This window comes from Pseudonocardia sp. (assembly GCF_050246655.1).
Taxonomy (GTDB): domain Bacteria; phylum Actinomycetota; class Actinomycetes; order Mycobacteriales; family Pseudonocardiaceae; genus Pseudonocardia.
The window spans coordinates 31234-56017 of the sequence record NZ_JBFWVQ010000028.1 but is presented as its reverse complement, the minus strand read 5'-3'; the positions used below and the strand labels follow the sequence as shown (position 1 = coordinate 56017).

Genomic DNA, 24784 nt, shown 5'->3' with positions numbered 1-24784 from the left:
TCGCCCTCCACCTCCGTCCCCCCGGGTCGGTTCCAGGCTCGCTCCGCTCCTCGCTCGCTGACGCTCGCTGCGATGCTCACTCGCCCTCCACCTCCCCGCCTCCCTGCTCGAGCAGACGCTCGATCAGCACGCCGTCCCGGCCGTCGATCTCCGCGAGCAGCACGAGGATCTGCTCGCTGCGCGACGTCGGGACGTTCTTGCCGACGTAGTCCGCGCGGATCGGCAGCTCCCGGTGGCCGCGGTCGACCAGCACCGCGAGCTGCACCGCGCGGGGGCGACCGTGGTCGCCGAGGGCGTCGAGCGCGGCGCGGGTCGTCCGTCCGGAATAGAGGACGTCGTCGACGAGCACGACGAGCCGGTCGTCGACGCCGCCCTCGGGCATGGAGGTCGGCTCGAGCGGGCGGGCGGGCTTGCGGCGCAGGTCGTCGCGGTAGGGCGTCGGGTCGACGATGCCCACCTCGGGCTCGACACCGGAGAACTCCGCGATCGCCGTCGCGAGCCGCCGGGCCAGCAGCGCGCCGCGGGTGGGGACCCCGACGAGCACGGGCGGGCCCGCGTCCGCGGTCTTCTCGATGATCTGGTGCGCGATACGCGCGATGATGCGGGTGACGTCCGCCGCGCTGAGCAGCTCCCTGCCGGGAGGGCTCGCGCCGACGTGGTCCCCGCGGCGGTCGTTCGCCACGGACCACTCCTTCCCCGCCTCACGGGACGGGCTTAAAGGAACCGGTGAGGCGGCCCGCGGAACGGCACCGCCGCGCCGAGACCGTACCAGCGCGACCCACGGGCCGTCCGGCGAGGTGATCCGGCAGACAGGCCGCCCATCGGGCCGACCGTGGCAGGATGTCGATCAGCCGTTCGGGTGTTCTCAGGCTGTGACGACTCCGGAACGGGGTGCGCATCTTGACCGCGACAGCCTCGTCAGCGCATGATTACTCTCCGTATTGATCGACACGGTTCCCGGGTGGCCGCACTGTGCGGGGGGCAGCGCCACGGGACCGCCGGGCCGACCGTCGCGACCGTACGGCCGCATTCCGATCCACGCCCGATCACACGACGTTCCACCCAGCACGCCGTTCGACACCAGGATTGACAGCACTGACGCCGCCGGACCGGGGCCGGCGACCAGCACGTGAGGAGATCGCCACCATGGGCGACTACGCCAAGGCGCTCGGCGGGAAGCTCCGCGCCATCCGTCAGCAGCAGGGACTGTCGCTGCACGGCGTCGAGCAGAAGTCCGGCGGTCGCTGGAAGGCGGTCGTGGTGGGCTCCTACGAGCGCGGCGACCGCGCGGTCACCGTCCAGAAGCTCGCCGAGCTCGCCGACTTCTACGGCGTCCCGGTCGCCGAGCTGCTGCCCGAGGGCCGGGTGCCGTCCGGCTCCGAACCCGCCACGAAGATCGTGATCAACCTGGAGCGGCTCCAGCAGCTGCCCGCCGACAAGGTCGGCCCGCTCGCCCGGTACGCCGCGGCGATCCAGAGCCAGCGCGGCGACTACAACGGCAAGGTGCTCTCGATCCGCGCCGAGGACCTCCGCTCGCTCGCGATCATCTACGACACCTCCCCCGGCGAGCTCACCGACCAGCTGATCGACTGGGGCGTCCTGCCGCCGGACGCCCGCCCCGCCGGACGGGAGTGAGCGGCCGGCACCGTGTCCGATCGGGCGCGCCCCGTTCGTCGGGGTGGTAGGAGGTGAGGGGTCACCTCCCCGACCCGAGGAGGCACGCGTGCACTACCTGGTCCTGCTGTACGGCGACGAGAAGACCGCGGCCGAGCCCGGCACCCCCGAGTTCGACGCCGAGCTGGCCGCCTACACCGCGTTCGACGAGGCCGCGGCGGGCGCGATCCGCGGCGGCGCCGCGCTCCACCTCACCGAGCGCGCCCGCACCATCCGCCACGACGGCGCCGCCGTCACGATCACCGACGGCCCCTTCGCCGAGACCACCGAGGCGCTCGGCGGCTACTACGTCCTCGAGGCCGACGACCTCGACGCGGTGATCGCGCTGGCGCGCCGCATCCCGGCGACCACGGCCACCCACGGGGGCTCGGAGATCCGGCCGATGGTGGCGTCGGAGACGCTGCGGTCCGAGGGTGAGATGCTCCCGGACCTCTGGCTGGCCACGCTGCACCGCCCCGGAGGCACAGCCGGCACGGTCGCCACCGGCTGGGGCGACACGGACGCGGACCACGCGGCGTTCGTCGAGGCCCACCGGGACCGGCTGGTCCGCATCGCCGTCGTCCACCCCACCACCAGCGCGACGACGGTGCGGACGCGCGAGGGCGAGCTCGTCGTCACGGACGGGCCGTACGACCCCGACGTCGCGGTCGCCGGCGGGTTCTACGTCGTGCAGGGCACGCCCGAGGAGGCCGAGGCGCTCGCCCGCGCCATCCCCCTCCCCGACGGGGGCGCCGTCGAGCTGCGGCCGATCGTGAACCTCGCGGACCTGGGCATGTGAACGGCAACGGCGCGGCGACCACCGCCGACGCGGTGGTCGCCGCCTTCCGGGCCGAGGCGGGCGCGGCGGTCGCCACCGTGGCCCGGCTCACCGGCGACGTGGGCCGGGCCGAGGACGCCGTCCAGGAAGCCTTCGCCGTCGCCGTGGTGCGCTGGCCCCTGCACGGGGTGCCGGAGCGGCCGGGTGCGTGGATCACGACCACCGCGCGCAACCGCGCCCTCGACGTGCTCCGCAGGGAGGCGGGCCGGGCGGTCCGCGAGGAGGAGTCGGCCCGGGCCCTCCGCGACGGCATGGTCGCCGCCCTGGAGGCCACGCCGCCGGTCCTGCACCCGGTCGTCGACGACCAGCTGCGGCTGCTGTTCACGTGCTGCCATCCGGCGCTCGCCCGGGAGGTCCACGTCGAGCTGGCGCTGCGGCTGGTGTGCGGGCTGCGGGTCCCCGAGATCGCCAGGGCGCTGCTGCGGGGCGAGGACGCGGTCGCGCGCCGGATCCACCGGGCCAAGTCCAAGATCCGTGACGCCCGGATCCCGCTGCGGGTCCCGCCGCCGGAGCTGCTCGGCGAGCGGCTGCCGTCGGTGCTCGACTGCGTGTATCTCACCTACACCGAGGGCTACGCCGCCACGGCTGGCGACACCCTCATCCGCCACGATCTCTGCGACGAGGCCGTCCGGCTGACGCGGCTCGTCGTGGAGCTGCTGCCGGGCCACCCCGGTGCGCAGGCGCTGCTCGCCCTGCTCCTGCTGCAGGACGCCCGCCGCCCGGCGCGCCTCGACGCGGACGGCGAGGTCGTCGTGCTGGCCGACCAGGACCGGACGCGCTGGGACGCCTCCCGCATCACCGAGGGCATGCGGTGGCTGGACCTGGCGAGCGCCCATCCCGAGGTCACGGCGGCCGACGCCGCCTACCTGTTCCAGGCCGCCGTCGCTGCCGAACACTCCACGGCGCCGAGCTGGGATGCCACGGACTGGCCTGCGATCCGCACCCTCTACGACCAGCTCGCCACGCTGACGTCCTCCCCCGCCGTCCTGCTGAACCGGGCGGTGGCGGTCGCCCACGCCGACGGGCCCGCTGCGGCCCTCCCGCTGCTGGAGGACCTCGCCGCCGATCCACGCCTCACCGGGTCGCACCGGCTGCCGTTGGCCCTCGCGGAGGTCCACCGCATGCTGGGGTCCGTGCAGGCCGCCCGCGCGGCCTACGCCGAGGCCGAGCGGCTCGCCCCCACCGCGCCGGAGCGGCGCCACGCCACCCGGATGCGGGCGTCGCTCCCGTGACGTCGGCGCGGTCCGGCGCCGTTCGGGTCCGGCAGGGACGGCCGAGCACGACGTCAGCGGGGTGGCGGCAGGCGCGAACCCCGCTGACGTCGCGCTCGGGCGTCGTGCGGGGGCCGATCGACCCGCGACCAGATCGTCCTGGCGACTGGCAGGCGTGCTGGTGAACGGTTGTCGCCCGGCGCCGCCCGCGCCTAGTGTCGGGACCGTGCCCCTCGTCCCGCTCGTGCGTCGACGCTCCGTCGACCTGATGCGGGTGCACGCCTCCGGCTGTCTGGGCTGATCCGCCCCTCCCACCTCCCGGGCCCGGCCCGGGAGGGCGCCGCCGCGCGCCGATCCGCGCTGTGCCCCCATCCAGCCCCTATCCCCTGAGGAGACCGCATGCCCGCGACCCTGCCCCCGCTCGTGTCCGCCGACGAGCTCGCCGCCGCCCTCGCCTCCGACGCCGACGGCGCCGAGATCGTCGTCCTCGACGCCACCACCCGCCTCGCCGTGACCGCCGAGGGCGAGCCCTACACCGTCAGCCCCGACCAGGACGGGTACCTCGCCGAGCACCTGCCCGGAGCCGTGTTCGCCGACGTCCCGAACGCCCTCTCCGACCCCGGCGGCCGGTTCGCCTTCACCCTGCCGAGCCCGCAGCGGTTCGCCGAGGCGGCAGGCCGGCTCGGGATCGGCGACGGCACCCACGTCGTCGTCTACGACACCGCCACCAACGCCTGGGCCACCCGGGTGTGGTGGCTGCTGCGGGTGTTCGGCCACGACGCGGTGTCCGTCCTCGACGGCGGGCTCTCCGCCTGGAAGGCCGCCGGGCACCTCGTCGAGTCCGGATCGGTGACGCCGCGACCCTCGACGTTCACCGCCCGCCCACGGCCCGAGCTGATCGCCGACACCGAGGAGGTCCGGAAGCTCAGCGAGGAGGGCGGTGTCGTCGTGAACACGCTGGACCCGGCGACCTACCGCGGCGAGGTCGAGGTCTCGCCCTACTCGCGGCGCGGGCGCATCCCGGGCAGCACGAACCTGCCGTTCTTCACGCTGCTCGACCCGGCGACCGGCCGCTTTCTCGACCGGCCCGCCCTCGGCGCGGCGCTGGAGGCGGCCGGCCTCCTGACGGGCGACCGGACCGTCACCTACTGCGGCGGCGGTGTCGCGGCCACCCTCCCGGCGTTCGCGGCCTACGTCGTCGACGGCACGGAGCTGGCGGTGTACGACGGCTCGCTGTCGGAATGGACGGCCGACGCGGCGCTGCCGGTCGAGGTCGGGTGAGCGTTCAGTAGATCGGGACGCCCACGTCGATGCCGAGCTGGATCCTGCCCGCCGGTTCGAGCATCGTCGCGGCGAGCAGGCCGTGCTGCGCGGCGACCATGCCGTCGCGGAAGGCCCGCTCCAGGCGGCTGCCGACGGAGAGCGACGACGAGCTGCCCAGCACGTACGCGCGGGTGAGGACGTCGCGGGAGGTCTGGGCGGCGTGGCACATCGCCGCCCGGATCGCGCCGCGCAGCGCGGGCGTCACCGAGCCGTCCGGGCCTCCCGTCCCGTCGAGGACGGCCGCGTCGATCTCGGCCGCGCAGGTGCGCAGCAGCAGGCTCGCTGCCCGCAGCGCCGCGTCCGCACCCGCGATCGCGGCCTGGGCATGCGCCCGGTGCGCGAGCGTCGCCCCGTTGTCGGTCAGCTTGTCCGTGGCGAGTTCCACCAGCGCGTCCAGCCCCGCACGGGCGATGCCGAGCACGACGGCGGCGCAGCCCGTGGAGGCGTTCGTGAACGCCGGGATGCGGTAGAGCGGCCGGTCGATGCGCGACGGCGCGAACGGGCTCACGACGAGCTCGGAGGGCACGACGGCGCCGTCGACGACGACCGAGTTGCTGCCGGTGCCGCGCATGCCGGTGACCTGCCAGGTGTCGAGCACGCCGACCGCCGACCGCGGCAGGAAGAACACCCGCACGTCCGGCTGCGCGGCCTCGACCATCCCGAACAGGGCCACCCAGTTCGCGGAGTCGATGCCGCTCACCAGGTCCCACCGGCCGGTTAGCGCGTACCCGCCCTTGACCGGGACGGCACGGCCGGTGGGGCGGGCCGAGTTGACGACCACCGGGTCGGCCCGCTGAACGGGGTCGCCGCCCCAGACGCGGTCGGCCCCGGCCTCGGACAGCAGTGCCGCCGCGAAGCCCGTGTTGCCGTTCCAGACGTTCCAGGCGACCGGGCCGTCGATGCGGGCCAGCTCCTCCAGCACCGCGACCGTGTCGGTGAGGCCGAGCTCGGCGCCGCCGTACTCGCGCGGGGTGGTGAGGCGGAAGGCGCCCGCGGACCGCAGGGCCTCGATCAGCGGGTCGGGAAGGCGGCGGAGGGCGTCCGCCTCGTCGCGCCAGGTCTCGACGGCCTCGCGCACGGCAGCGGGCAGCTCACGGGCGCGACTCAGGGTCTGGACCATGAGTCCAGACTACACGTCTGGACTCAGAGTCCGCTAGGGTCGGGGCCATGGCCGTCCGCCCCTACGTCCGCCCCGGCGCGCCGAACGCCGGATCGAGAGCCACGGAGCAACGCGTCCTGGACGCCGCCGAGGAGATGATCGGCGAGGGCGAGTTCCACCGGGCGAGCGTCGCCGAGCTCGCCCGCCGCGCCGGGGTGGCCCGCGCGACCGTGTTCGGGCGCTTCGGCTCCAAGCTGGGCGTCCTCGAGGCCCTCGCCACCCGCTGCTCGGGCGGGCCGGAGATGCGCGGCATCCGCGAGGCGATCGTCGTCGACGAGCCGCGCACCGCCGTCACGGCCGTGGTGCGGGCCTCGTGCGTGCTCTGGGAGCGGCAGGGACACATCCTGCTCACGCTCAAGGCCGTCACGGAGCTGGAGCCCGGCGCGGTGGCGCTCGTCGACGACCAGCGCGCCGATCAGCGCACGTCGCTCGAAGGCCTCGTGGCGAGGCTCGACGCGGCGGAGGAGCTGCGCGCCGGCCTCGCCCCGCACGCGGCCACCGCCGCGCTGCACATGATCACGAGCGTGGAGTCGTTCGTGGAGCTGCGCACCCACGGCGAGCTGTCGTTCGACGCCACCGTCGAGGCGCTCACCGGGCTCGCGACGAGCCTGCTGCGATGACCGTCAGCGGGCGGCGCGCAGCTGGTCCGCGATGTCGGCGATCCCGCCGAGCACGCCGTTGAGGAACCGCGGCGAGTCGTCCGTGGACAGCGTGCGGGCCAGCTCCACGGCCTCGGTGATCGCCACCGGGTCGTCGATCTCGTCCACCCACAGCAGCTCGAACACCCCGATCCGCAGCAGCATGCGATCGACCGCCGGCATCCGCGCCACCGTCCAGCCCTCGGAGTGCTCCGCGAGCAGCTGGTCGATGCGCGTCTGATGGGCCACCACCCCCTCGACGAGGAGTGCGGCGTAGTCCGAGACGGGCGGCGCGTCGTCGGTCTCGCGACGCTGGGTGAGCACCGCGAGCGGATCCTCGCCGCGCGCCTCGGACTCGAAGAGGATGTCCAGCGCGCGCTTGCGTGCCCTCGTGCGCGCCCTGATCATCAGCCCGACACGCGGCCCAGGTAGCGACCGTCGCGGGTGTCCACCTTGACCTTCGTGCCCGTCTCGACGAACAGCGGCACCTGGATCTCCGCGCCTGTCTCCAGCGTGGCGGGCTTGGTCCCGCCGGTGGAGCGGTCGCCCTGCAGGCCCGGGTCCGTGTGGCTGATCACCAGCTCGACGGAGGCGGGCAGCTCGACGTAGAGCGGCACGCCCTCGTGGGAGGCCACCATCGCGACCTGGTTCTCCAGCAGGTAGTCCGCCGCGCCGCCGACCGTGGCCTCCGGGACCGGGATCTGGTCGTAGGTGTCGCCGTCCATGAAGACGAAGTCCGTGCCGTCCCGGTAGAGGAACGTCATGTCGCGGCGGTCGACGGTGGCCGTGTCGACCTTCGTGCCGGCGTTGAACGTCTTGTCCACGACCTTGCCGGTGAGCACGTTCTTGAGGGTCGTGCGCACGAAGGCGCCACCCTTCCCGGGCTTGACGTGCTGGAACTCCGTGACCGACCACAGCTGGCCGTCGAGGTTGAGCACCAGACCGTTCTTCAGGTCGTTCGTGGTCGCCACGCGTGGATCTCCTGGTGTCGAGAGTGCGGGCGCGGGCCCGTGCCGGGAGCGCGCCTGGGGTTCGGCCGGAGGGCGGCGGCCGATCAGGCGGCACCGCCGTGCTGCAGCCCAGGATACCGGTCCACCCCGGCGCCCCGGCGGCCGAGGCGGCCCCGGCCGCAGCCTCCGGCTCCCTCGGGGCCCACTCACAGTTCCAGCAGCTCCCGCGTCGTCCGGCTCAGCGCCTCGGCCGTCCCGCCCGTCACGAGCAGCGTGTCCTCGATCCGGACGCCGCCGCGGCCCTCCAGGTACACCCCGGGCTCGACGGTCACGGTCATGCCCGCGGCCAGCGTGCCCGAGCCCGCGGGCCCGAGGCCCGGCGCCTCGTGGATGCGCAGGCCGACCCCGTGCCCCAGCCCGTGCGGGAAGTTCTCACCCTCCCCCGCCGCGACCACGACGTCGCGCGCGGCCGCGTCCACCGCGACGACGTCGGCGCCGGGCCGCAGGGCCGCGCACCCGGCCACCTGCGCCGCCGCGACCAGCGCGTACAGCTCCCGCTGCCACGCCGCCGCTGGGCCGAGCACGACCGTGCGGGTCATGTCGGAGTGGTAGCCCTCGACGAGGGCACCGAAGTCGAGGGTGACGAGGTCACCACGGCGCAGCGGGGCCCCCGACGGCCGGTGGTGCGGGATCGCGGCGTTCGCACCCGCCGCCACGATCGACTCGAACGCCGGGGCGGTGGCACCCAGGGCGCGCATCCGGGCCTCCAGGTCCAGCGCCACGTCCCGCTCGGTGCGCCCGGGCCGCACGCCGTCCGCGGCGACCAGGTCGGCGAACGCCTCGTCCGCGACCGCACAGGCGCGACGGAGCGTGGCGACCTCGTCGGCGTCCTTCACCTCGCGCAGGCGCTGCACGAGGCCGGGCGCCCGGTGCAGCGCCGTCGACCCACCCGCGCGGGCGAGCTCGTCGACCAGCTCAGAGTGGGCGTCGACCGTCACCGCGTCCGACTCGAAGCCCAGCCGCCCGACACCCCGCCCCGCCGCCGTCGTCACGAGCGTCCTGGCACCCGCGCGATCGATCACGGCCGGCAGGTCCGGTGCCTCGGCCGCCGCCTGGAGCGTGTACCTGCCGTCCGTGCAGAACACGTCCCGGCCGTCCGACGCGACCAGCAGGCAGGCGTTCGAGCCCGTGAACCCGGTGAGGTAGCGGACGTTCACCAGGTCCGTGACAAGCAGCGCGTCCACCTCGCCCGGATCGGCGAGCAGGGCGCGCAGGGCGTCGCGTCGGGCCCGGTGGGCTGCACTGGGGGGCATGCCCCGAGCCTAGGACGGGGGCGGCACCTTCTCATCGGGCAACTCGTCGGCGATGAAGCGCAGAGCGAGCTCGTAGCCGCGCAGCCCCAGACCGACGAGCACCCCGTCCGCGACGCCGCTGATGTAGGAGTGGTGGCGGAACTCCTCACGCTTGTGCACGTTGCTGATGTGCACCTCCAGCAGCGGCGCGGTGAGCTGCGCGCACGCGTCGCGCACCGCCACCGAGGTGTGCGTCCACGCGCCGGCGTTGAGCACCACGGGCACGCCGTCGTCCGCCGCGGTGTGCAGCCAGCCGATCAGCTCGCCCTCGTGGTCGGTCTGGCGCACCTCGACCGCGAGGCCCAGCTCCGCGCCTGTGCGTTCGCACCGCTCGACCAGCTCGGCATAGGTACCGAAGCCGTACATCGTCGGCTCCCGCTTGCCGAGCCTGCCCAGGTTCGGCCCGTTGAGGACGAGGACGGCCCGGCTCACGCCGTACCTCTCGTGCCGACCGCGGCGTACGCGCGCTCCAGCAGCTCCGGCTCCGGCGCCTCCAGCCGCGCCGGCTTCGCCAGACCGTCCAGTACGACGAACCGCAGCTTGCCCGAGCGCGCCTTCTTGTCCCCGTGCATCGCCTCCACGAGCTCGTCCAGTGCACCCGCCTCGTAGGAGACGGGCAGCCCGAGTGACTCCAGCACGGCCCGGTGGCGGTCCGCGGTGGTGTCGTCCAGCCGCCCCGCGACCCGCGCCAGCTCGGCGGCGAAGACCAGCCCGACGCTCACCGCAGCACCGTGCCGCCAGCGGTACTCCTCGCGGCGCTCGATCGCGTGGCCGAGGGTGTGCCCGTAGTTGAGGACCTCCCGCAGGTGCGACTCCCGCAGGTCGGCGGACACGACGTCCGCCTTCACCTGGATCGCTCGGCGCACCAGCTCCGGCAGCACCTCCCCCGCCGGATCCAGCGCCGCCGCCGGCCCCGCCTCGACGAGGTCGATGATCACCGGATCGGCGATGAACCCCACCTTCACGACCTCGGCCATCCCCGCGACCAGCTCCGGGCCGGGCAGCGTGTCCAGTGTGGCGAGATCGACCAGCACCGCGGACGGCTCGTAGAACGCGCCCACGAGGTTCTTGCCCGCCGCGGTGTTGATGCCGGTCTTGCCGCCGACGGCGGCGTCCACCATCCCGAGCAGCGTGGTGGGCACGTGCACCACCCGCACGCCCCGCATCCAGGTGGCGGCGACGAACCCGGCGAGATCGGTGACCGCGCCCCCGCCGAACCCGACGATCACGTCCCCGCGGCCCAGCCCGGCGGTGCCGCACACCTCCCAGCAGAACCCCGCGACCGCGAGAGACTTGCCTTCTTCGGCATCGGGAACCTCGATGCGGTGCGCCTCGACGCCCGCAGACTCCAGCGCGAGCCGCGCCTCCTCGACGGCGTCCGCGAGCACCGGCTGGTGCACCAGCAACGCCGTGCGCGCCCCCGTGCGGGTCACCGTGTCGGTGAGCCGCTCGCGCACGCCCCGCCCGATCACCACCTCGTACGGCCGCTCCGCCGCCACCTCGACCGTCACCGGTGTGCTCATGGTCGCCGACTGTAGAGGCCGATCACAGGCCCGCCGACCCCGCGGGGCGCCCACCGTGCGCCGGACCGGCCGTCGTCGTGATCTCGATCGGCTCGCCCTCCTCCGGCGGCACGTCGGCCTCGCCGGGAAGGTCGTCCTCCGCGGAGCGGGGCGCCTCCGGGTCTGCCGCGCCCAGCGCCTCCAGGACGGCGCGGGCGACCTGGTTGGTGTTGCGACGCACCGTGTCGATCTCGATCGTCGCGACCTCGCGGTAGAGCGGTGTGCGGGCCTCCAGCAACGCCCGGAACGTCGCTCGCGGGTTGACGCCCACGAGCAGCGGCCGGGCCGTCGAAATGCCGGTGCGGCGCAGCCCGTCCGCCAGCCCGACCGTCAGGTAGACGACCTCGTGGCCCCGCAGCCGCTCCCGGGTCTCCGCCGCCAGCACCGACCCGCCGCCGAGCGCGAGCACACCGCTCGTCGTGCCGAGGGCCTCCGCGACGACCTCGCGCTCCAGCGCGCGGAACGCCGGCTCGCCGTCCTGCGTGAAGATGTCCGAGATCGGCTTGCCCGCCCGCTCCACGATCAGCGCGTCGACGTCGGTGAACTCCAGCCCGAGCCGACGTGCCACCACCTTCCCGACCGTGGTCTTCCCCGCGCCCGGTGGCCCGACGAGGACCAGGCGCGGGCGTTTCCCAGCGGTCATCGCGTGGCGTCCCGGTACGCCGTGAGGTTGCGGCGCGTCTCGGCCAGCGAGTCTCCGCCGAACTTCTCCAGCGCGGCTTGGGCCAGGACGAGGGCGACCATCGCCTCGGCGACGACGCCCGCCGCGGGCACCGCACACACGTCCGAGCGCTGGTGGATGGCCTGCGCCGGCCCCCCGGTGGCGACGTCCACGGTGCGCAGGGCGCGAGGGACGGTGGAGATCGGCTTCATCGCCACCCGCACGCGGACGGGCTCGCCGTTGGTCATGCCGCCCTCGATGCCGCCCGCGCGGTTCGACAGGCGTTCGACCCCGTCCTCGCCGGGGACCATCTCGTCGTGTGCGGCGCTGCCGCGACGCCGGGCCGTGCGGAACCCGTCGCCGATCTCCACACCCTTCATCGCCTGGATGCCCATCAGCGCCCCCGCGAGCCGCGCGTCCAGGCGCCGGTCCGACTGCACGTACGAGCCCAACCCCACCGGCAACCCGTAGGCGATCACCTCGACGACACCGCCGAGCGTGTCGCCGTCGGACTGCGCAGCGTCCACCTCGGCCACCATCGCCGCGGTGGCGGCGTCCGAGTACGCGCGGACCGGGCTCGCGTCGACGCGATCCAGGTCGCCCGGGCCCGGCAGCTCGTCCTCCGGGGCCTCCGCCGCACCCAACGAGACCACGTGGGAGAGCACGGACACGCCCAACGCCTGGGCGAGGAACGCCTTCGCGACGGTGCCGAGGACCACCCGAGCGGCGGTCTCCCTGGCGCTCGCCCGCTCGAGCACGGGGCGGGCGTCGTCGAACCCGTACTTCGTCATGCCGGCGAGATCGGCATGGCCGGGACGCGGGCGTGTGAGCGGGGCGTTGCGGGCGCGGTTCTCGATCAGCGCGGGGTCGACCGGATCGGCCGCCATCACCGTCTCCCACTTGGGCCACTCCGTGTTGCCGATCCGGACGGCCACCGGTCCACCCTGGGTGCGCCCGTGCCGGACCCCGCCGATGACCTCCAGCTCGTCCGCCTCGAACTTCATCCGCGCACCCCGTCCGTAGCCGAGACGGCGGCGGGCCAGCTCGGCGGCCAGCTCCTTCGTGGTGATCTCCACCCCGGCGACCATGCCCTCGAGGACGGCCACCAGGGCCGGGCCGTGCGACTCCCCGGCGGTGATCCAGCGCAACACGACGACCTTCCTTCCACCCGCTCCCGGCCGATCAGCCTAGACCCGGGCCCGCGCCGCCCAGCGCTGTGCCGAGCGTCACCACCCACGCCGCGAGCAGCATCGACGGTCCGTGGGGGACGCCGCCGTCGCGGCGGGCCCGCCCGGAGATCGCCGCGAGCGAGCCGAGCACGGCGGTCAGCGCGGCCGCCAGCACCGCCGCCGGGACGAGGGCGGCGAGCGAACCTGCGGCCAGCACGGCGCCCAACGGCCCGGCGAGCTTGACGTCCCCGCCCCCGATCGCCCGGGGCGCGCACCACCGGACCGCGGCGTGCGCGCCCACGGCGAGGCCCGCTCCGGCGAGGCCGCGCAGCACCGCGGCGCCCCCGAGCGGGAGGACGAGCAGCAGCGCGGCCGGAAGCGCGGGGAGCGTGAGCGCGTCCGGCAGCCGCCTTCTGACGAGGTCGACCGCGCCGAGCGCGGCGGCGAGCCAGCCCAGCCCGAGCAACGCCGGCAGCCAGATCCCGGGCAGCGCACCGCCCACCCACAACCCGCCAGCTCCTCCCCAGAGCACGGCGACGGCCAGCTCGCATCCCGGCGGCTTGACCGGCGCACCCCTGGGCAAGTGCCCCACGAGCCGCCGGGCAGCGGCGCCCGCGAGGGCCCCGGCCACCGTGAAGGCCGCGGTCGCGGTCACCGTCACGATCATCATGGCTCGATCATGGGAGCGGGCGGGGCGGGGACGCCAGACCCGTTTCGCGAGCTGTGGACAACCCGGCGCGAGGTGGATAACCGGCTGGCGGGGGGCGTCCTTGCAGGGGGTCGCGCGGCGTCCGGGGCGGGGTCGTCATCGGCGTCGGGCTCGCACACGCCGCGCCTCGCAGGGGTTGCGCCCGCCTTACAGAGGTCGCGCCCGCCTTGCGGGGTCGCGCCCGCCTCGCAGAGTCACGCCCGCCTCGCAGGTCTGGTGCACGCCGTCGCAGGAGCTGCGCCCGCCTCGCAGAGAACGGGCACGCCTCGCAGGGGCCGCAGCCTCTGCGAGGCGCACGCGAACCCTGCGAAGCCGCCACCGGCCCGCGCGGCGGCAGCCCGCCGGACGAACGGTCGTCGCCACCACCGGGATCGCACCCCACACACGCCTACACCGCGCCTCGCAGACCCCCGCGCCGCGCCTCGCAGAGAACGGGCACGCCTCGCAGGGGCCGCAGCCTCTGCGAGGCGCACGCGAACCCTGCGAAGCCGCCACCGGCCCGCGCGGCGGCAGCCCGCCGGACGAACGGTCGTCGCCACCGCCGGGATCGCACCCCACACACGCCTACACCGCGCCTCGCAGACCCCCGCGCCGCGCCTCGCAGAGAACGGACACGCCTCGCAGGAGCCGCAGTATCTGCGAGGCGTGTTCGAGCCCTGCGAGGCGGCGCTCAGGGCCCGCGGCGGCAGGCGCCGGCGCGCAAGGCTCAGGACCGCGGCACACGGCGGCGGGCGGAGCACGCCGAGGCAGGCGGCACGCGACGGCGCCGGGCGGAACACCGCGCTCAGGGCACGCGGCGGCGCCAAGGGCTCCGCGGCGACCGCACCGGGCGGCTCGACGGGCGGAACGCGACGGCGGCGGGCGGAACGCCCCGCTCAGGGCCCGCGGCAGGCGGCGGCGGGCGGGCGGCCCGCGTCAGCCCGACGGCAGGCGGCACGCGGGCGCCAAGGGGCCCGCGGCGACACTGCACCGGGGTGGCCCGACGCCGGGCTGCCCGCGACAGCCCGACGGCAGGCGGCCCGGCGGCGACACCAGAGAGCCCGCGGCAGCAGGAAGCCAGTGGCACCAGAGAGCCCGTGGCAACACCCGAAAGCCCGCGGCGGCGCCAGGGCCCCAGCGACACCGCGCCCGGCGGCCCGTGCCGCCGCGGCCCGCACACCGGCCGCGCCGCCGCCACCCGCCCCGGCTCGCGCCGAACGCGACAACCACCGCCCCCGTCACGCCACCGGTGCCGGCACCGCCCCCGCCCGCCGGTGCTGGTCGCAGACGGTGGACCCGTCGCGGAACAGCACACCGTCCGCGCACCGCGCCTCGACGGCGCCACCCGCGAACTGCTCGGTGTAGAGCCGCGCGTAGAGGCCCCCGCGGGCGAGCAGCTCGGCGTGCGTGCCGCGCTCCACGATCCGGCCCTCGTCGACGGCGAGGATCACGTCGGCGCCGAGGACGGTGGACAGCCGGTGCGCGATGGCGATCGTGGTACGGCGGCTGGTCGCGTTCTCCAGGGCCTCCTGGACCAGGCGCTCGCTGGTCGTGTCCAGGGCGCTGGTGGCTTCGTCGAGGATGAGGATCCGCGGGTCGGAGAGCAGCACCCGCGCGATCGCCAGGCGTTGCTTCTCCCCGCCGGAGAGCCGGTAGCCGCGCTCCCCGACGACGGTGTCGTAGCCCTCGGCGAAGCTCAGGATGCGGTCGTGGATGTTGGCCGCCCGGGCGGCCGCCTCCAGCTCGGCGTCGGTGGCGTCCGGCTTGGCGTAGCGGAGGTTGTCCGCGATCGTCGCGTGCAGCATGTAGGTGTCCTGCGTGACCATCCCGATGGCGTCGGCCACCGACGCCTGGGTGAGTTCGCGGACGTCCTGTCCGTCGATGAGCACGCGCCCCCGGTCCACGTCGTAGAGGCGCGGGACGAGGTAGGACAGGGTGGTCTTGCCCGACCCGCTCGGGCCGACGATCGCCGCGAGCTGCCCCGGCTCGACGACGAACGACACGTCCCGCACCGCCCACGCGGGCTCTCCCCCGGAGTCGGACGGGTACGCGAACCACACCCCGTCGAGCTCCACGCGCCCCGGCTCGGGGCTCGACGGCAGCACCCGCGCGTCCGGGGCGTCCACGATCCGCGGCTTCAGGTCGAGATACTCGAAGATCCGCCGGAACAGCGCGAGCGAGGTCTGGACGTCCAGCCCGACCCGCAGCAGGTTGACGGTCGGGAAGATCAGCCGGCCCTGCAGCGTCGTGAACGCGACGATCGTGCCCGCGCTCACGCCGGTGCCCGCCGCGATGAGGAACCCCGCGACCAGGTACACCAGGGCCGGGGTGACGTTCATGAACGTCATGACGACGGCGAAGAAGGACTGCCCCGTCATCGCCTGGCGCACCTGCAGCCCGACCTGGCGGGCGTTCTCGGCGCGGTAGCGCTCGATCTCGTAGGCCTGCCGGTTGAACACCTTCGCGAGCAGCACGCCCGAGACGGACAGCGACTCCTCGGTGATCGCCGTCATGTCCGAGAGCGACTCCTGGGTGCGCCCGGCGATGCGCTGGCGCACCCGGCCGACCCGGGTCTGGAGCAGCACGAACACCGGCATCAGCACGACTGCGACGAGGGTGAGCTGCCAGGACAGCAGCAGCATCGCCACGAGCGCCGCCGCCACCGTGACGACGTTGCCGAGGATCGAGCTCGCCGTCTCCGAGAGCACCGACTGCACCCCGCCGACGTCGTTCGCGAGCCGGGACTGGATCGCGCCGGTGCGGGTGGCGGTGAAGAACGACAGGTCCATGCGCTGGAGGTGCTCGAACAGCCGCCCGCGCAGGTCGGCCATCACGCGGTTGCCGAGCAGCGTCGTCTGCCAGGTCTGGAACACCCCGATCAGCGACGCGACGATCGGTATCACCACCATCCCGGCCACCAGCCAGCACAGGAGCTGCAGGTCGACCGGCGAGCCGTCCACGGGGAAGAGCGCCCGGTCGAACGCGGCCTGGGTGAGGAACGGCGTGATGATGCCGAGGCCGCTGCTCGCCAAGACCGCCACGACGATCACCACGAGTGTGGTGCGGTAGGGGGTGAACAGCGCCCACACGCGGCGCCCGAGCCGATCGTCCATGGCGCCGAGCGTAGGCAGCCGGGCCGGCGCACGCGTCGATGGCGTGGCGCAGCTGTGAACTCCCGGTGAACCGCCGACGTCGGCACGGCGACGTCCGGTTCAATGGCCGTCTCGGTCGTTCGGAGGACGGTTGGACGGGCACTACGTCGGCAGGGTCTCGCGCCAGGACCCGCTGCACGGGCTGCTGTCGCGGATCGTGGTCGAGCGGCTCGGCGTCGAGCACCCGGCCGGGTTCCGCGCGTTCCGGATGCGCGGCAGCAACGAGGTCTACGGCTACGAGGAGCGCGCCAGCGGCACGCGCCTGGTCGGCAAGTTCTTCGGCCGCCGTTTCGGGTGGGACCGCGACCGGGCCGCGTCGAAGGCCGGCAAGGAGTTCGCGAGCTACGAGACGCTGCGCCGCTACCACCTGGTCGGATCGCCGCACCACGTCGTGCGGCCGCTGGGGCTGGAGCGCGACATCAACTGCGTGCTCGTGCTCGAGTACTACGGCGGTGAGTCGCTCTGCAGCGCGATCGCCCGGGCGCTGCGCGGCGAGCACGACCACCTGTACCGCAGGCTCACCTCGCTGGCCTTCTACCTGGCCACCCAGCACAACCGCACCGCGAACGGCGCCCACGTCGACTTCGGCACCGACCTCGGCTACCTCGACCGCCTCCTCGACGCCCTGCGGTCGGCGGGCCGCCTCGGCGCCTGGGACGTCGACGAGATCGGGTGGCTGGGGCAGCTGTGGAGCCTGCGTCCGCGGATGTGGACCGACCGGCAGGTGTGGCTGCACGGTGACGCCACCCCGGCCAACTTCCTCTTCGGCGACGGGCTCGACGTCGGCGCCATCGACCTGGAGCGGATGCGCCGCGGGGACCGCGTGTTCGACGTGGGGCGGGTCGCGGGTGAGCTGCAGCACGCGTTCCTGCGTGCCACCGGCCGCCGGGAGGGCGCCGAGCCATTCATCGGCCACTTCCTGTGGGAGTACTGCTGCCACTTCCCCCACCGGGAGGCCGCGTTCGCGTCCGTCACCGCGCGCGTCCCGTTCCACATGGCGGCGAACCTGCTGCGGATCGCGCGCAACGACTACGTCGATCCGCCGTACCGCGCCAGACTGGTCGCGCAGGCCAAGGAACTCCTGCGCACACCCTGACCGAACGGGGCCCATGGACGACATCCGCGCGATCGTCTTCGACGTCAACGGCACGCTCGTCGACATCCTCACCGACGAGCACGACGAGGCCGTCCACCGCGCGGTCGGGCACCTGCTGACCTACCAGGGCATCGACGTGCGCCGCGGGCGGGTGCGCGACCTCTACCACGCCTACCTCGACCAGCAACGGGCCGCGAGCGGGGAGGAGCATCCCGAGTTCGACGCCGTCGCGATCTGGGCCCGGATCGTCGACGAGCACGCCACGGACTACACCCGGTCGCTGCCCGCCGGAAAGCGGGCGCAGCTGCCGTTGCTGCTGGCCGAGACCTACCGGGGCGTGTCCCGGCGCCGGCTGCGGCTCTACCCGGGGGTGCGCGAGGTGCTCGACGAGCTGGCCGCGCGGTTCCCGCTGGCCGTCGTCACCGACGCGCAGAGCGCCTGGGCGCGGGCCGAGCTGCAGCACGTGGGCCTGCTGGAGCTCTTCGACCCGATCGTCGTGTCCGGCGACCACGGGTTCCGCAAGCCGGACGGGCGGCTCTTCCGGCTCGCGCTGGCCGAGCTGGAGGTGGCGCCCGAGCACGCGCTCTACGTGGGCAACGACATGTACCGCGACGTGCACGGGGCCCAGTCGGCCGGGATGCGGGCGGTGCTGTTGCGCTCCGGTCAGGGGCGGGACACCTGGGGGGACACCGTGCCCGACCACGTGATCGACGACCACCGCGAGCTGCTGGACCTGCTGGGGCTGGCCCCGTCGAGAACGACGTTGTGCTGATCAACAAGGCGTTCGGGGCTGCGTAAGGTCGTTCTCGACGGTCACCCCGGGGCGGCCAGCCAGCCGAGGATCGCGTCCGTGTGCTCCCCGAGGGCGGGCACCGGGTCCATCCGGGCAGGCCTGCCGGGGAACCCGATCGGCGGCGGCAGCGCCCGCAGCTCCCCCGCGGGTGAGCCCGCGGTCGTCCACCGGCCGGCCAGCTGGGGGTGCTCGAGCACCTCGGCGACCTCCCGGCGGCGGCCGTGCGCGATCCCCGCGGCGGCGAGCCGCCCCAGGAGCTCCTCGCCGGTCAGCCCGTCCAGCACCGCGCCGATCACGGCGTGCAGGGCGGGCCGGTTCGCCACCCGGTGGGCGCCGGTGTCGAAGCGGGGGTCCGTCGTCACCTGCGGCCGCTCCAGCACGCCCGAGCAGAACGCCGCCCACTCGCGCTCGTTCTGGATCGCGAGCACGACCTCGGTGCCGTCGCCCGCGGTGAAGGTGCCGTAGGGGGCGATCGCGGAGTGGCTCGTCCCGGTGCGCGGGGGCGGGGTGCCGCCGTAGCCGGTGTAGTAGAGCGGGAAGCCCATCCACTCGACCAGCGCGTCGAACAGGCTGATCTCCAGGTGCGTCCCCGCGCCCGTCCGCTCGCGGTCGTAGAGGGCCGCGAGGACCGCGGAGAACGCGTACATGCCCGCCCCGATGTCCGCCGCCGGGATCCCCGCCTTGGCGGGGGCCTCCGGGGTGCCGGTGACGGCGACGAGCCCCGCCTCGGACTGGATGAGCAGGTCGTAGGCCTTGGCGTCGCGGTACGGGCCGGACGGGCCGTAGCCCGAGATCGAGCAGGTGATCAGCCGCGGATGGCGTTCCCGCAGCGCCTCGTGGCCCAGCCCGAGCCGCTCGGCGGCCCCCGGTGCGAAGTTCTGCACGAAGACGTCGGCCCGTTCCAGCAGCGGCCCCATCACCGCGCCCCGGTCGGCCTTGAGGTCCAGCGCGAGGCTCTCCTTGGAGCGGTTCAGCCACACGAAGTGGCTCGACAACCCCTTGACTGCCTCGTCGTAGCCGCGGGCGAAGTCGCCCCCGTCGGGGCGCTCCACCTTGATCACCCGAGCGCCGAGGTCGGCGAGCTGGCGGGTGGCGAACGGCGCCGCCACCGCCTGCTCGCACGACACGACGACGATCCCGTCGAGCGGAAGCGCGGGCATGCGGCGATCCTGCCAGGCGGCACGCTACCGCTGCCGGGTGAGCGCCACGGCGATGATGATGATCACGCCCTGGATGATGATCTGCTGGCTGACGTCGAGACCGGCCAGGATCAAGCCGTTGTTGATCAATCCGACGAACACGGCGCCCACGACCGAGCCGACGATCCGGCCGGTCCCGCCGAACAGGCTCGTCCCACCCAGGACGACCGCCGCGATCACCGAGAGCTCGTCCCCGGTCCCCCACTGGAAGCGGCCGGACTGGAGTCGCCCCGCGTACAGCATCCCGGCAATGCTCGCGACCACCGCGGAGATCACGAGCACCGCGAAGGTGACGCGCCTGACCCGGACCCCGCTGAATGCCGCGGCCACCGCGTTGCCGCCCGTGGCGAGGACCTGGCGGCCGAACGCCGTCTTGTTCATCACGACCACGCCGCCGACGACGAAGACCGCAGCCCAGACGAGAAGCGACGGGATCGGGCCGAAGTCCCCGGAGCCGAAGTAGGTGGTGAAGGTGCGGTCGAGGATCGGGACGGGCTGGAAGCCGGAGATCCACTGGGCGATGCCCGCGGCGATGCCGAGCATCGCGAGGGTCACGAGGAACGACGGGATGCCCGCGTAGGCGACCAGCCCGCCGTTGACCACCCCCACGCACAGACCGACCCCGATGCCGGCGAGGACGCCGAGCACGACGTCGCCGGTCGCGGACAGCGTCAGCGCCGTGACGACGCTCGAGAGCCCCGCCACCGACCCGACGGACAGGTCGATCTGCGCCGCGGCGATCACGAAGGTGACCGCGACCGCCATGACCGCGATCACCGCGGTCTGCCGGACGATGTTGAGCAGGTTCGTCGCGGTGAGGAACCCGTCGTCGCCGAGGGTGACGGCGAACAGGAGGAAGACCACGACGAAGCCGATGTAGATCGCGTGCTCGCGCCAGTCGAACCGCGCGGTCCACGACCCGGCGGCGGCGCCGTCCCCCGGGGACGGGTCCGTCCCGGGCTCCGGGCCGGTCGTCCGGCCGGAGATCGTGCTGTCGCGCAGGGACATGTCAGGCTCCTTGGACGGCGAGCTGCAGCGATTCCTCGTCGGCGATGTCACGGCGGGGCAGGTCCGCGGTGACGCGGCCGGACCGCAGGACGAGCACGCGGTCGGCGACCGCCAGCAGTTCCTCGAGCTCGGAGGAGATCACGAGGACCGCGGTGCCCGCCTCGGCGAGATCCATGATCAGGTGCATGATGTCGGTCTTGGTGGCGATGTCGACCCCGACGGTCGGCTCGTCGAGGATCAGCACCCTCGGCGCCGGCCCGCTCTCGCGCAGGGCCAGCCACTTCGCGAGCGCGACCTTCTGCTGGTTGCCCCCGGAGAGCCGGCCGACCGGCTGTGCGCGGTGCACCCCCCGGATGTCGAGAGCCGCGATCAGCGCCTCGCACACCGAACGCCCGCGACCGTCGTCGACGAAGGGTCCCCGGCCGAGCCTGCGCAGGCTCGGCAGCAGGATGTTCCGGTCGACCGTGTGCTGCAGGACGAGCCCCTGCTGCTGACGCGACTCCGGCAGCAGTACGAGCCCGGCGGCGATGGCCGCGCACGGATCGGCGGGACGAAACGGCGTCCCGTCCAGCTCGATCGTCCCGGCATCGACGCGGTCCACGCCGAACAGGCACCGGGCCAGCTCGGTCCGGCCGCTGCCGATGAGGCCGGCGAGGCCGAGCACCTCGCCGCGGCGGAGGTCGAAGGAGACGTCCGCGAGCCGGTCCCCCGCGCACAGGCCACGTACCGACAGCGCCGGGGTGTCCCGGTGAGGTCGCACGGCACGGTCCGGGCGGCCGGCACCCCGGCCGGCGTCCCGATCGGCGAGGTGCAGGATCTCCCGCCCGACGATCGCCTCCGCGACCTGCCGGGGCGGGACCGCCGACACGTCGTCGGACAGGACGCGCCTGCCCTCCCGGATGACGCTCATCCGGTCGGCGACGCGCGCGATCTCCGCCATCCGGTGGCTGATGTAGACGATCGCCATGTCCAGCTCGACCAGGCGTTCCACCAGCTCGAAGAGCCGCTCCACCTCGCTGTAGGGCAGGCTCGCGGTCGGCTCGTCGAGGATCAGCGTGCGCGCCAGCTGGCTCAGCGCCTTGGCGATCTCCGTCAGCTGCCGGTACCCGACCGGCAGGGACCCGACGGTCGCCCGCGGGTCGAGCCGCACGCCCATGCGGTCCAGCACGTCGGCGGTGTCGCGGACGAGGCGGCGGTCGTCGATCACACCCCACCGGCGGGGCTCGCGGCCCAGGAAGACGTTCTGCGCGACCGTCATCGTCGGCACGAGGCTGAACTCCTGGAAGACCATGCCGATCCCGGCCGCCGTGGCGTCGGACGGCGTCCGCAGCCGCACCGCGGCGCCGTCCAGGACGATCTCGCCGCCGTCCGGCTGGTGGACCCCCCGCAGGATCTTCATCAGCGTCGACTTGCCGGCGCCGTTGCCGCCGAGGAGGGCGTGCACCTCGCCGCGGCGGACGTCCAGGTCGACGCCGCGCAGCACCTCGACCTTGCCGAACGACTTGCGGATGCCGCGCATCTCGACGGCCAGGGGCGCTGGTGCGCCCGGCCCGGACCGCATCAGCCCGGGCCCATCGCCGTGGTCAGGTCCGCGGGCGGATCGGCCTGGTAGACGGTGGTCCACGAGTCGAGCAGGTTGTCCGCATCGACGGGCAGCGCCGGGAGCGCGACGAAGGGCGGCGCCTGCTTGCCGAGCAGGCCGTACGCGGCGAGGCGGGCCTCGACGACGCCCTGCTGGTAGGGCTGGGCCGCCGCGATGCCCGTGACGTACTCGCGCCGTGCCATGTCGATGGCCACGTTGTTGCCGAGGTCGACGGTGGTGACCGCCAGGCCGGCGCGGCCGGAGGACCGCGCGGCGTCGATCGCGCCCTCGCACGGGGCGTCGAACCAGCACCAGACGCCGGCGAGGTCCGGATGCTTGGTCAGCCAGGCGTTGACGGTGGAGCTGCCCTCACCCTTCCAGTCGGGACCGAGCAGGCCCTTGTCCTCGGCGACGGTGATGGCGGGGTACTCCGCGGTGAGGGTCTCGGTGAAGCCCTGCGCCCGCAGGACGTTGGTCGGCGCCTGCGCCGCGTGGCGGATGACGCCGACGGCGCCGGATCCGCAGAGGCTGCGGGCCATCTGGTGGGCGTTGATCACGCCCGCGCCGTAGTTGTCCGTGGCCACGACGGACACGTAGTCGGTGCCGGGCCGGAAGTCCTTGGCCGGGTTCTCCAGGAAGACGAGCTTGACGTCCTGGTCGGCGGCCTTGCGGAACGCGGGCGCGAGCGCGGTGGGGTCCAGAGACGGGATCGAGAGCATCACGTCCGGACCGGCCGCGAGCGCGGTCTCGACGTCGGAGAACTGCTTGGCCGGGTCGGCCTGGGCGTCGGTCTGCGCGACGATGCGGATCCCGAGCTTGTCGAGCTCCGACCGTATGCCGGCGACCTGGGCGTTGCTCCAGCTGTCCCCGGAGAAGTGCATGACGACGGCCGCCGTCGCGCCCATCGCCCTGACCTTCGCGATCTCGTCGTCGGAGAGTGCGATCGACGTCCAGTCGGGCGACGTCTCACCGTAGGGCCCCTTGGCGAGCACGCCGCCTCCGGCGTAGGCCGAGATCGCCGCGTCGTAGGGGGTCGGATCGCAGGTCGCTGCGGCCGCGCCACCACCCGCCCCCTGCGAGCAGGCGGTGAGGCCTGCCGCGAGCAGCAAGGCGGCGAGCAGGCCGGGCGCCGCGCTGCGGAGGGACCGGGCAGAACTGCGGGCAGAACCGGGCTTGCGGGTCTCGCTCATGTCGTACCTCACTCGTCATCGAAGAGGGATCGAAGAGGGGGTCACTGCCGCGGGCGGCGGGCCGTCAGGCGGCGGGCAGCGTCACGGCCTTCATCTGGGTCAGGGCAAAGAGGCCTTCGGGGCCGCCTTCGCGGCCGAACCCGGACTGCTTCATGCCGCCGAACGGCGCGGCCAGGCAGGGGAAGGTGGCGTTGATGACGAACACGCCGGAGCGCACCCTGCGCGCGACGGAGAGGCCCGTCTCGGCGCTGGTGGTGAACACGGATCCGGAGAGCCCATAGCGGGAGTCGTTGGCGAGGGCGACCGCCTCGTCGATCGTGTCGAACGCGATGACGCAGAACACGGGCCCGAAGATCTCGTTGCGGGCCACCTCCATGTCGTTGGTCACGCCGGTGAGCAGGGTCGGTTCGAGGAAGTAGCCGCCGAACCCGGCCGGGCGCCCACCCCCGTGGACGACGGTCGCGCCGGCTCGCCGCGCGCGCTCGACGTAGCCTTCGGCGCGTTCGCGGAACCGCTCGGCGGCCAGCGGCCCCCACTGCGTCGCGGGATCTGCCGGGTCCCCGATCCTCAGTGCCCGCAGCCCTGCGACCAGCCGCGCGACGACCTCGTCGTGGATCTCGCGGGCGACGAGGATCCGGGTCATCGCGACGCAGATCTGCCCGCTGTACATCGCCATGGCGTCCACGAGCGCCGGGACGGTCAGGGACAGGTCGGCGTCCGCGGCGACGATCGCCGCGGACTTGCCGCCCAGCTCGAGCACGACGTTCGCGACGCGGTCGGCGCAGGCGTGCATCACCGAGGTCCCGACCTCGGTGCCGCCCGTGAAGTGCACCGCGTCGATCGCCGGGTGCTCGACCAGGTACCGGCTGACGTCGGCGTCCCCCGCGAGGATGCTCAGCACGCCGGCGGGAAAGCCCGCGGCGTCGGCCGCGTCGGCGAACAGGTAGCCGAGCAGCCGGTTCTCCGGAGGCAGCTTGACGATCATCGTGTTGCCCGCGAGCAGCGCCGGGACGATGGCGAGCGCGAACTGCATGTGCGGCCCGTTGAAGGCCACGATCCCGACCGTGGGACCGATCGCCTCGTGCCGGACCTCGACGTCACCCAGGTCGGTGCGCCGCACCTCGACCCACGGCGCGGTCAGGGACTGCGCCAGTGCCCGGTTCCAGAACGTGGAGGCGGCGGCGGTCAGCTCCGTGCCGTTGCGCAGCGGCATGCCGGCCTCGAGCGCCCAGAGCCTGCTGATCTCGTCGACCCGCTTGTCGAGCGCGGCGCAGAACCGGCCGACGACGGCGTGCCGCTCCTCGAACGGCAGCCCGTGCCAGCCGTCGAAGGCGGCTGCGGCCTCGGTGACCGCGATCTCGGCATCGGCGACGACCGGGCGCGGGAGCGTCGTGACCACCTCGGCGGTGAACGGCGACACCACGTCGGCGCGCTCCGTCGACCGGGGCGCGACCCATCGGCTCCCGATGAACAGCTCGTCCGCGTGCGGGACATCCATGCGCTTCCTTCCCTCTATATAGATCGACATTCGACGTCTTTCAGGCAGAAATCGACGTAATA

23 protein-coding genes are annotated in these 24784 nt (G+C 74.0%); 7 read left to right on the top strand and 16 right to left on the bottom strand.

From position 1 onward, the window contains the following. Positions 1-76: 76 nt before the first annotated feature. A complete protein-coding gene (pyrR, locus tag AB7J25_RS12125; RefSeq protein WP_428508234.1) occupies positions 77-682 on the bottom strand; it encodes a bifunctional pyr operon transcriptional regulator/uracil phosphoribosyltransferase PyrR in 606 nt (201 codons plus the stop codon). 464 nt (positions 683-1146) lie between these two features. Here pyrR and AB7J25_RS12120 point away from each other — a divergent pair, with 464 nt between their 5' ends. The 4 genes from AB7J25_RS12120 to AB7J25_RS12105 all read left to right on the top strand — a co-directional run bounded on the left by AB7J25_RS12120 (position 1147) and on the right by AB7J25_RS12105 (position 4983). Next, on the top strand, positions 1147-1635 hold the full coding sequence (locus AB7J25_RS12120; RefSeq protein ID WP_428508232.1) for a transcriptional regulator BldD: 489 nt from the start codon (positions 1147-1149) through the stop codon (positions 1633-1635). A gap of 88 nt (positions 1636-1723) precedes the next feature. Next, the gene (locus AB7J25_RS12115; RefSeq protein WP_428508230.1) at positions 1724-2452 is read left to right on the top strand and encodes a YciI family protein; all 729 of its coding nucleotides are present in this window, start codon (positions 1724-1726) and stop codon (positions 2450-2452) included. Then, positions 2449-3723, top strand: coding sequence for an RNA polymerase sigma factor (locus AB7J25_RS12110; RefSeq protein ID WP_428508228.1), 1275 nt, complete (start codon positions 2449-2451; stop codon positions 3721-3723). The genes AB7J25_RS12115 and AB7J25_RS12110 overlap by 4 nt, the downstream gene beginning before the upstream one ends. Positions 3724-4101: 378 nt before the next feature. After that, entirely contained in the window at positions 4102-4983 is an 882-nt protein-coding gene (locus tag AB7J25_RS12105) for a sulfurtransferase (RefSeq protein ID WP_428508226.1), read from the top strand. 4 nt (positions 4984-4987) lie between these two features. Here the strand turns inward: AB7J25_RS12105 and AB7J25_RS12100 are convergent, their stop codons facing one another. After that, a complete protein-coding gene (locus AB7J25_RS12100; protein ID WP_428508224.1) occupies positions 4988-6145 on the bottom strand; it encodes an acyl-CoA dehydrogenase family protein in 1158 nt (385 codons plus the stop codon). 47 nt (positions 6146-6192) lie between these two features. On the opposite strand from AB7J25_RS12100, the gene AB7J25_RS12095 reads away from it, so the two are divergent. Beyond that, positions 6193-6804 (top strand): TetR/AcrR family transcriptional regulator, encoded by a 612-nt coding sequence (locus AB7J25_RS12095; protein ID WP_428508222.1) that lies wholly within the window; start codon positions 6193-6195, stop codon positions 6802-6804. Positions 6805-6807: 3 nt separating this feature from the next. Here the strand turns inward: AB7J25_RS12095 and nusB are convergent, their stop codons facing one another. The 9 genes from nusB to AB7J25_RS12050 form a co-directional block, all read right to left on the bottom strand. Beyond that, a complete protein-coding gene (nusB, locus tag AB7J25_RS12090) occupies positions 6808-7227 on the bottom strand; it encodes a transcription antitermination factor NusB (protein WP_428508238.1) in 420 nt (139 codons plus the stop codon). Positions 7228-7229: 2 nt separating this feature from the next. Continuing rightward, positions 7230-7793 carry an elongation factor P gene (gene efp, locus AB7J25_RS12085; protein ID WP_428508220.1) on the bottom strand — a complete coding sequence of 188 codons (564 nt, stop codon included), beginning with the start codon at positions 7791-7793 and terminating at the stop codon, positions 7230-7232. Positions 7794-7978: 185 nt separating this feature from the next. After that, positions 7979-9085, bottom strand: a complete 1107-nt coding sequence (locus tag AB7J25_RS12080; protein ID WP_428508218.1) for a M24 family metallopeptidase — start codon at positions 9083-9085, stop codon at positions 7979-7981. A 9-nt stretch (positions 9086-9094) separates the two neighbouring features. Further along, complete coding sequence (aroQ, locus tag AB7J25_RS12075; protein WP_428508216.1) at positions 9095-9556, bottom strand: type II 3-dehydroquinate dehydratase; 462 nt, start codon at positions 9554-9556, stop codon at positions 9095-9097. Beyond that, complete coding sequence (gene aroB, locus AB7J25_RS12070) at positions 9553-10647, bottom strand: 3-dehydroquinate synthase (RefSeq protein WP_428508214.1); 1095 nt, start codon at positions 10645-10647, stop codon at positions 9553-9555. Before aroB ends, aroQ begins: the two co-directional genes overlap by 4 nt. Before the next feature lie 22 nt (positions 10648-10669). Continuing rightward, positions 10670-11329 carry a shikimate kinase gene (locus AB7J25_RS12065; protein ID WP_428508212.1) on the bottom strand — a complete coding sequence of 220 codons (660 nt, stop codon included), beginning with the start codon at positions 11327-11329 and terminating at the stop codon, positions 10670-10672. Continuing rightward, positions 11326-12498, bottom strand: a complete 1173-nt coding sequence (gene aroC, locus AB7J25_RS12060; RefSeq protein ID WP_428508210.1) for a chorismate synthase — start codon at positions 12496-12498, stop codon at positions 11326-11328. The genes AB7J25_RS12065 and aroC overlap by 4 nt, the downstream gene beginning before the upstream one ends. 31 nt (positions 12499-12529) lie before the next feature. Then, a complete protein-coding gene (locus AB7J25_RS12055) occupies positions 12530-13186 on the bottom strand; it encodes a prepilin peptidase (RefSeq protein ID WP_428508208.1) in 657 nt (218 codons plus the stop codon). Positions 13187-14442: 1256 nt separating this feature from the next. Then, positions 14443-16317 carry an ABC transporter ATP-binding protein gene (locus AB7J25_RS12050; RefSeq protein WP_428508206.1) on the bottom strand — a complete coding sequence of 625 codons (1875 nt, stop codon included), beginning with the start codon at positions 16315-16317 and terminating at the stop codon, positions 14443-14445. Positions 16318-16447: 130 nt separating this feature from the next. On the opposite strand from AB7J25_RS12050, the gene AB7J25_RS12045 reads away from it, so the two are divergent. Together AB7J25_RS12045 and AB7J25_RS12040 are read left to right on the top strand one after the other, a co-directional pair. Further along, positions 16448-17452, top strand: coding sequence for a phosphotransferase (locus AB7J25_RS12045; protein ID WP_428508204.1), 1005 nt, complete (start codon positions 16448-16450; stop codon positions 17450-17452). Positions 17453-17465: 13 nt separating this feature from the next. After that, positions 17466-18224, top strand: coding sequence for an HAD family hydrolase (locus AB7J25_RS12040; protein WP_428508202.1), 759 nt, complete (start codon positions 17466-17468; stop codon positions 18222-18224). Positions 18225-18265: 41 nt separating this feature from the next. Here AB7J25_RS12040 and AB7J25_RS12035 read toward each other — a convergent pair whose 3' ends face one another. The 5 genes from AB7J25_RS12035 to AB7J25_RS12015 form a co-directional block, all read right to left on the bottom strand. Next, a complete protein-coding gene (locus AB7J25_RS12035) occupies positions 18266-19405 on the bottom strand; it encodes a CaiB/BaiF CoA transferase family protein (protein ID WP_428508200.1) in 1140 nt (379 codons plus the stop codon). A 24-nt stretch (positions 19406-19429) separates the two neighbouring features. Then, the gene (locus AB7J25_RS12030) at positions 19430-20452 is read right to left on the bottom strand and encodes an ABC transporter permease (RefSeq protein ID WP_428508198.1); all 1023 of its coding nucleotides are present in this window, start codon (positions 20450-20452) and stop codon (positions 19430-19432) included. 1 nt (position 20453) lies between these two features. Then, on the bottom strand, positions 20454-22013 hold the full coding sequence (locus AB7J25_RS12025) for a sugar ABC transporter ATP-binding protein (protein WP_428508196.1): 1560 nt from the start codon (positions 22011-22013) through the stop codon (positions 20454-20456). Further along, positions 22013-23224, bottom strand: coding sequence for a substrate-binding domain-containing protein (locus AB7J25_RS12020; RefSeq protein WP_428508194.1), 1212 nt, complete (start codon positions 23222-23224; stop codon positions 22013-22015). The genes AB7J25_RS12025 and AB7J25_RS12020 overlap by 1 nt, the downstream gene beginning before the upstream one ends. A 64-nt stretch (positions 23225-23288) precedes the next feature. Further along, the gene (locus tag AB7J25_RS12015) at positions 23289-24722 is read right to left on the bottom strand and encodes an aldehyde dehydrogenase family protein (protein WP_428508192.1); all 1434 of its coding nucleotides are present in this window, start codon (positions 24720-24722) and stop codon (positions 23289-23291) included. Positions 24723-24784 lie beyond the last annotated feature (62 nt).

Bases quoted from the DNA above. Each gene is read 5' to 3' on its own strand.
- AB7J25_RS12065 (WP_428508212.1), bottom strand. From the start codon at position 11,329: ATGACCGCTGGGAAACGCCCGCGCCTGGTCCTCGTCGGGCCACCGGGC.
- AB7J25_RS12095 (WP_428508222.1), top strand. From the start codon at position 6,193: ATGGCCGTCCGCCCCTACGTCCGCCCCGGCGCGCCGAACGCCGGATCG.
- AB7J25_RS12015 (WP_428508192.1), bottom strand. From the start codon at position 24,722: ATGGATGTCCCGCACGCGGACGAGCTGTTCATCGGGAGCCGATGGGTC.
- AB7J25_RS12030 (WP_428508198.1), bottom strand. From the start codon at position 20,452: ATGTCCCTGCGCGACAGCACGATCTCCGGCCGGACGACCGGCCCGGAG.
- AB7J25_RS12020 (WP_428508194.1), bottom strand. From the start codon at position 23,224: ATGAGCGAGACCCGCAAGCCCGGTTCTGCCCGCAGTTCTGCCCGGTCC.
- AB7J25_RS12040 (WP_428508202.1), top strand. From the start codon at position 17,466: ATGGACGACATCCGCGCGATCGTCTTCGACGTCAACGGCACGCTCGTC.
- AB7J25_RS12105 (WP_428508226.1), top strand. From the start codon at position 4,102: ATGCCCGCGACCCTGCCCCCGCTCGTGTCCGCCGACGAGCTCGCCGCC.
- AB7J25_RS12055 (WP_428508208.1), bottom strand. From the start codon at position 13,186: ATGATGATCGTGACGGTGACCGCGACCGCGGCCTTCACGGTGGCCGGG.
- AB7J25_RS12025 (WP_428508196.1), bottom strand. From the start codon at position 22,013: ATGCGGTCCGGGCCGGGCGCACCAGCGCCCCTGGCCGTCGAGATGCGC.
- AB7J25_RS12120 (WP_428508232.1), top strand. From the start codon at position 1,147: ATGGGCGACTACGCCAAGGCGCTCGGCGGGAAGCTCCGCGCCATCCGT.
- AB7J25_RS12050 (WP_428508206.1), bottom strand. From the start codon at position 16,317: ATGGACGATCGGCTCGGGCGCCGCGTGTGGGCGCTGTTCACCCCCTAC.
- aroB (WP_428508214.1), bottom strand. From the start codon at position 10,647: ATGAGCACACCGGTGACGGTCGAGGTGGCGGCGGAGCGGCCGTACGAG.
- AB7J25_RS12035 (WP_428508200.1), bottom strand. From the start codon at position 19,405: ATGCCCGCGCTTCCGCTCGACGGGATCGTCGTCGTGTCGTGCGAGCAG.
- AB7J25_RS12080 (WP_428508218.1), bottom strand. From the start codon at position 9,085: ATGCCCCCCAGTGCAGCCCACCGGGCCCGACGCGACGCCCTGCGCGCC.
- AB7J25_RS12100 (WP_428508224.1), bottom strand. From the start codon at position 6,145: ATGGTCCAGACCCTGAGTCGCGCCCGTGAGCTGCCCGCTGCCGTGCGC.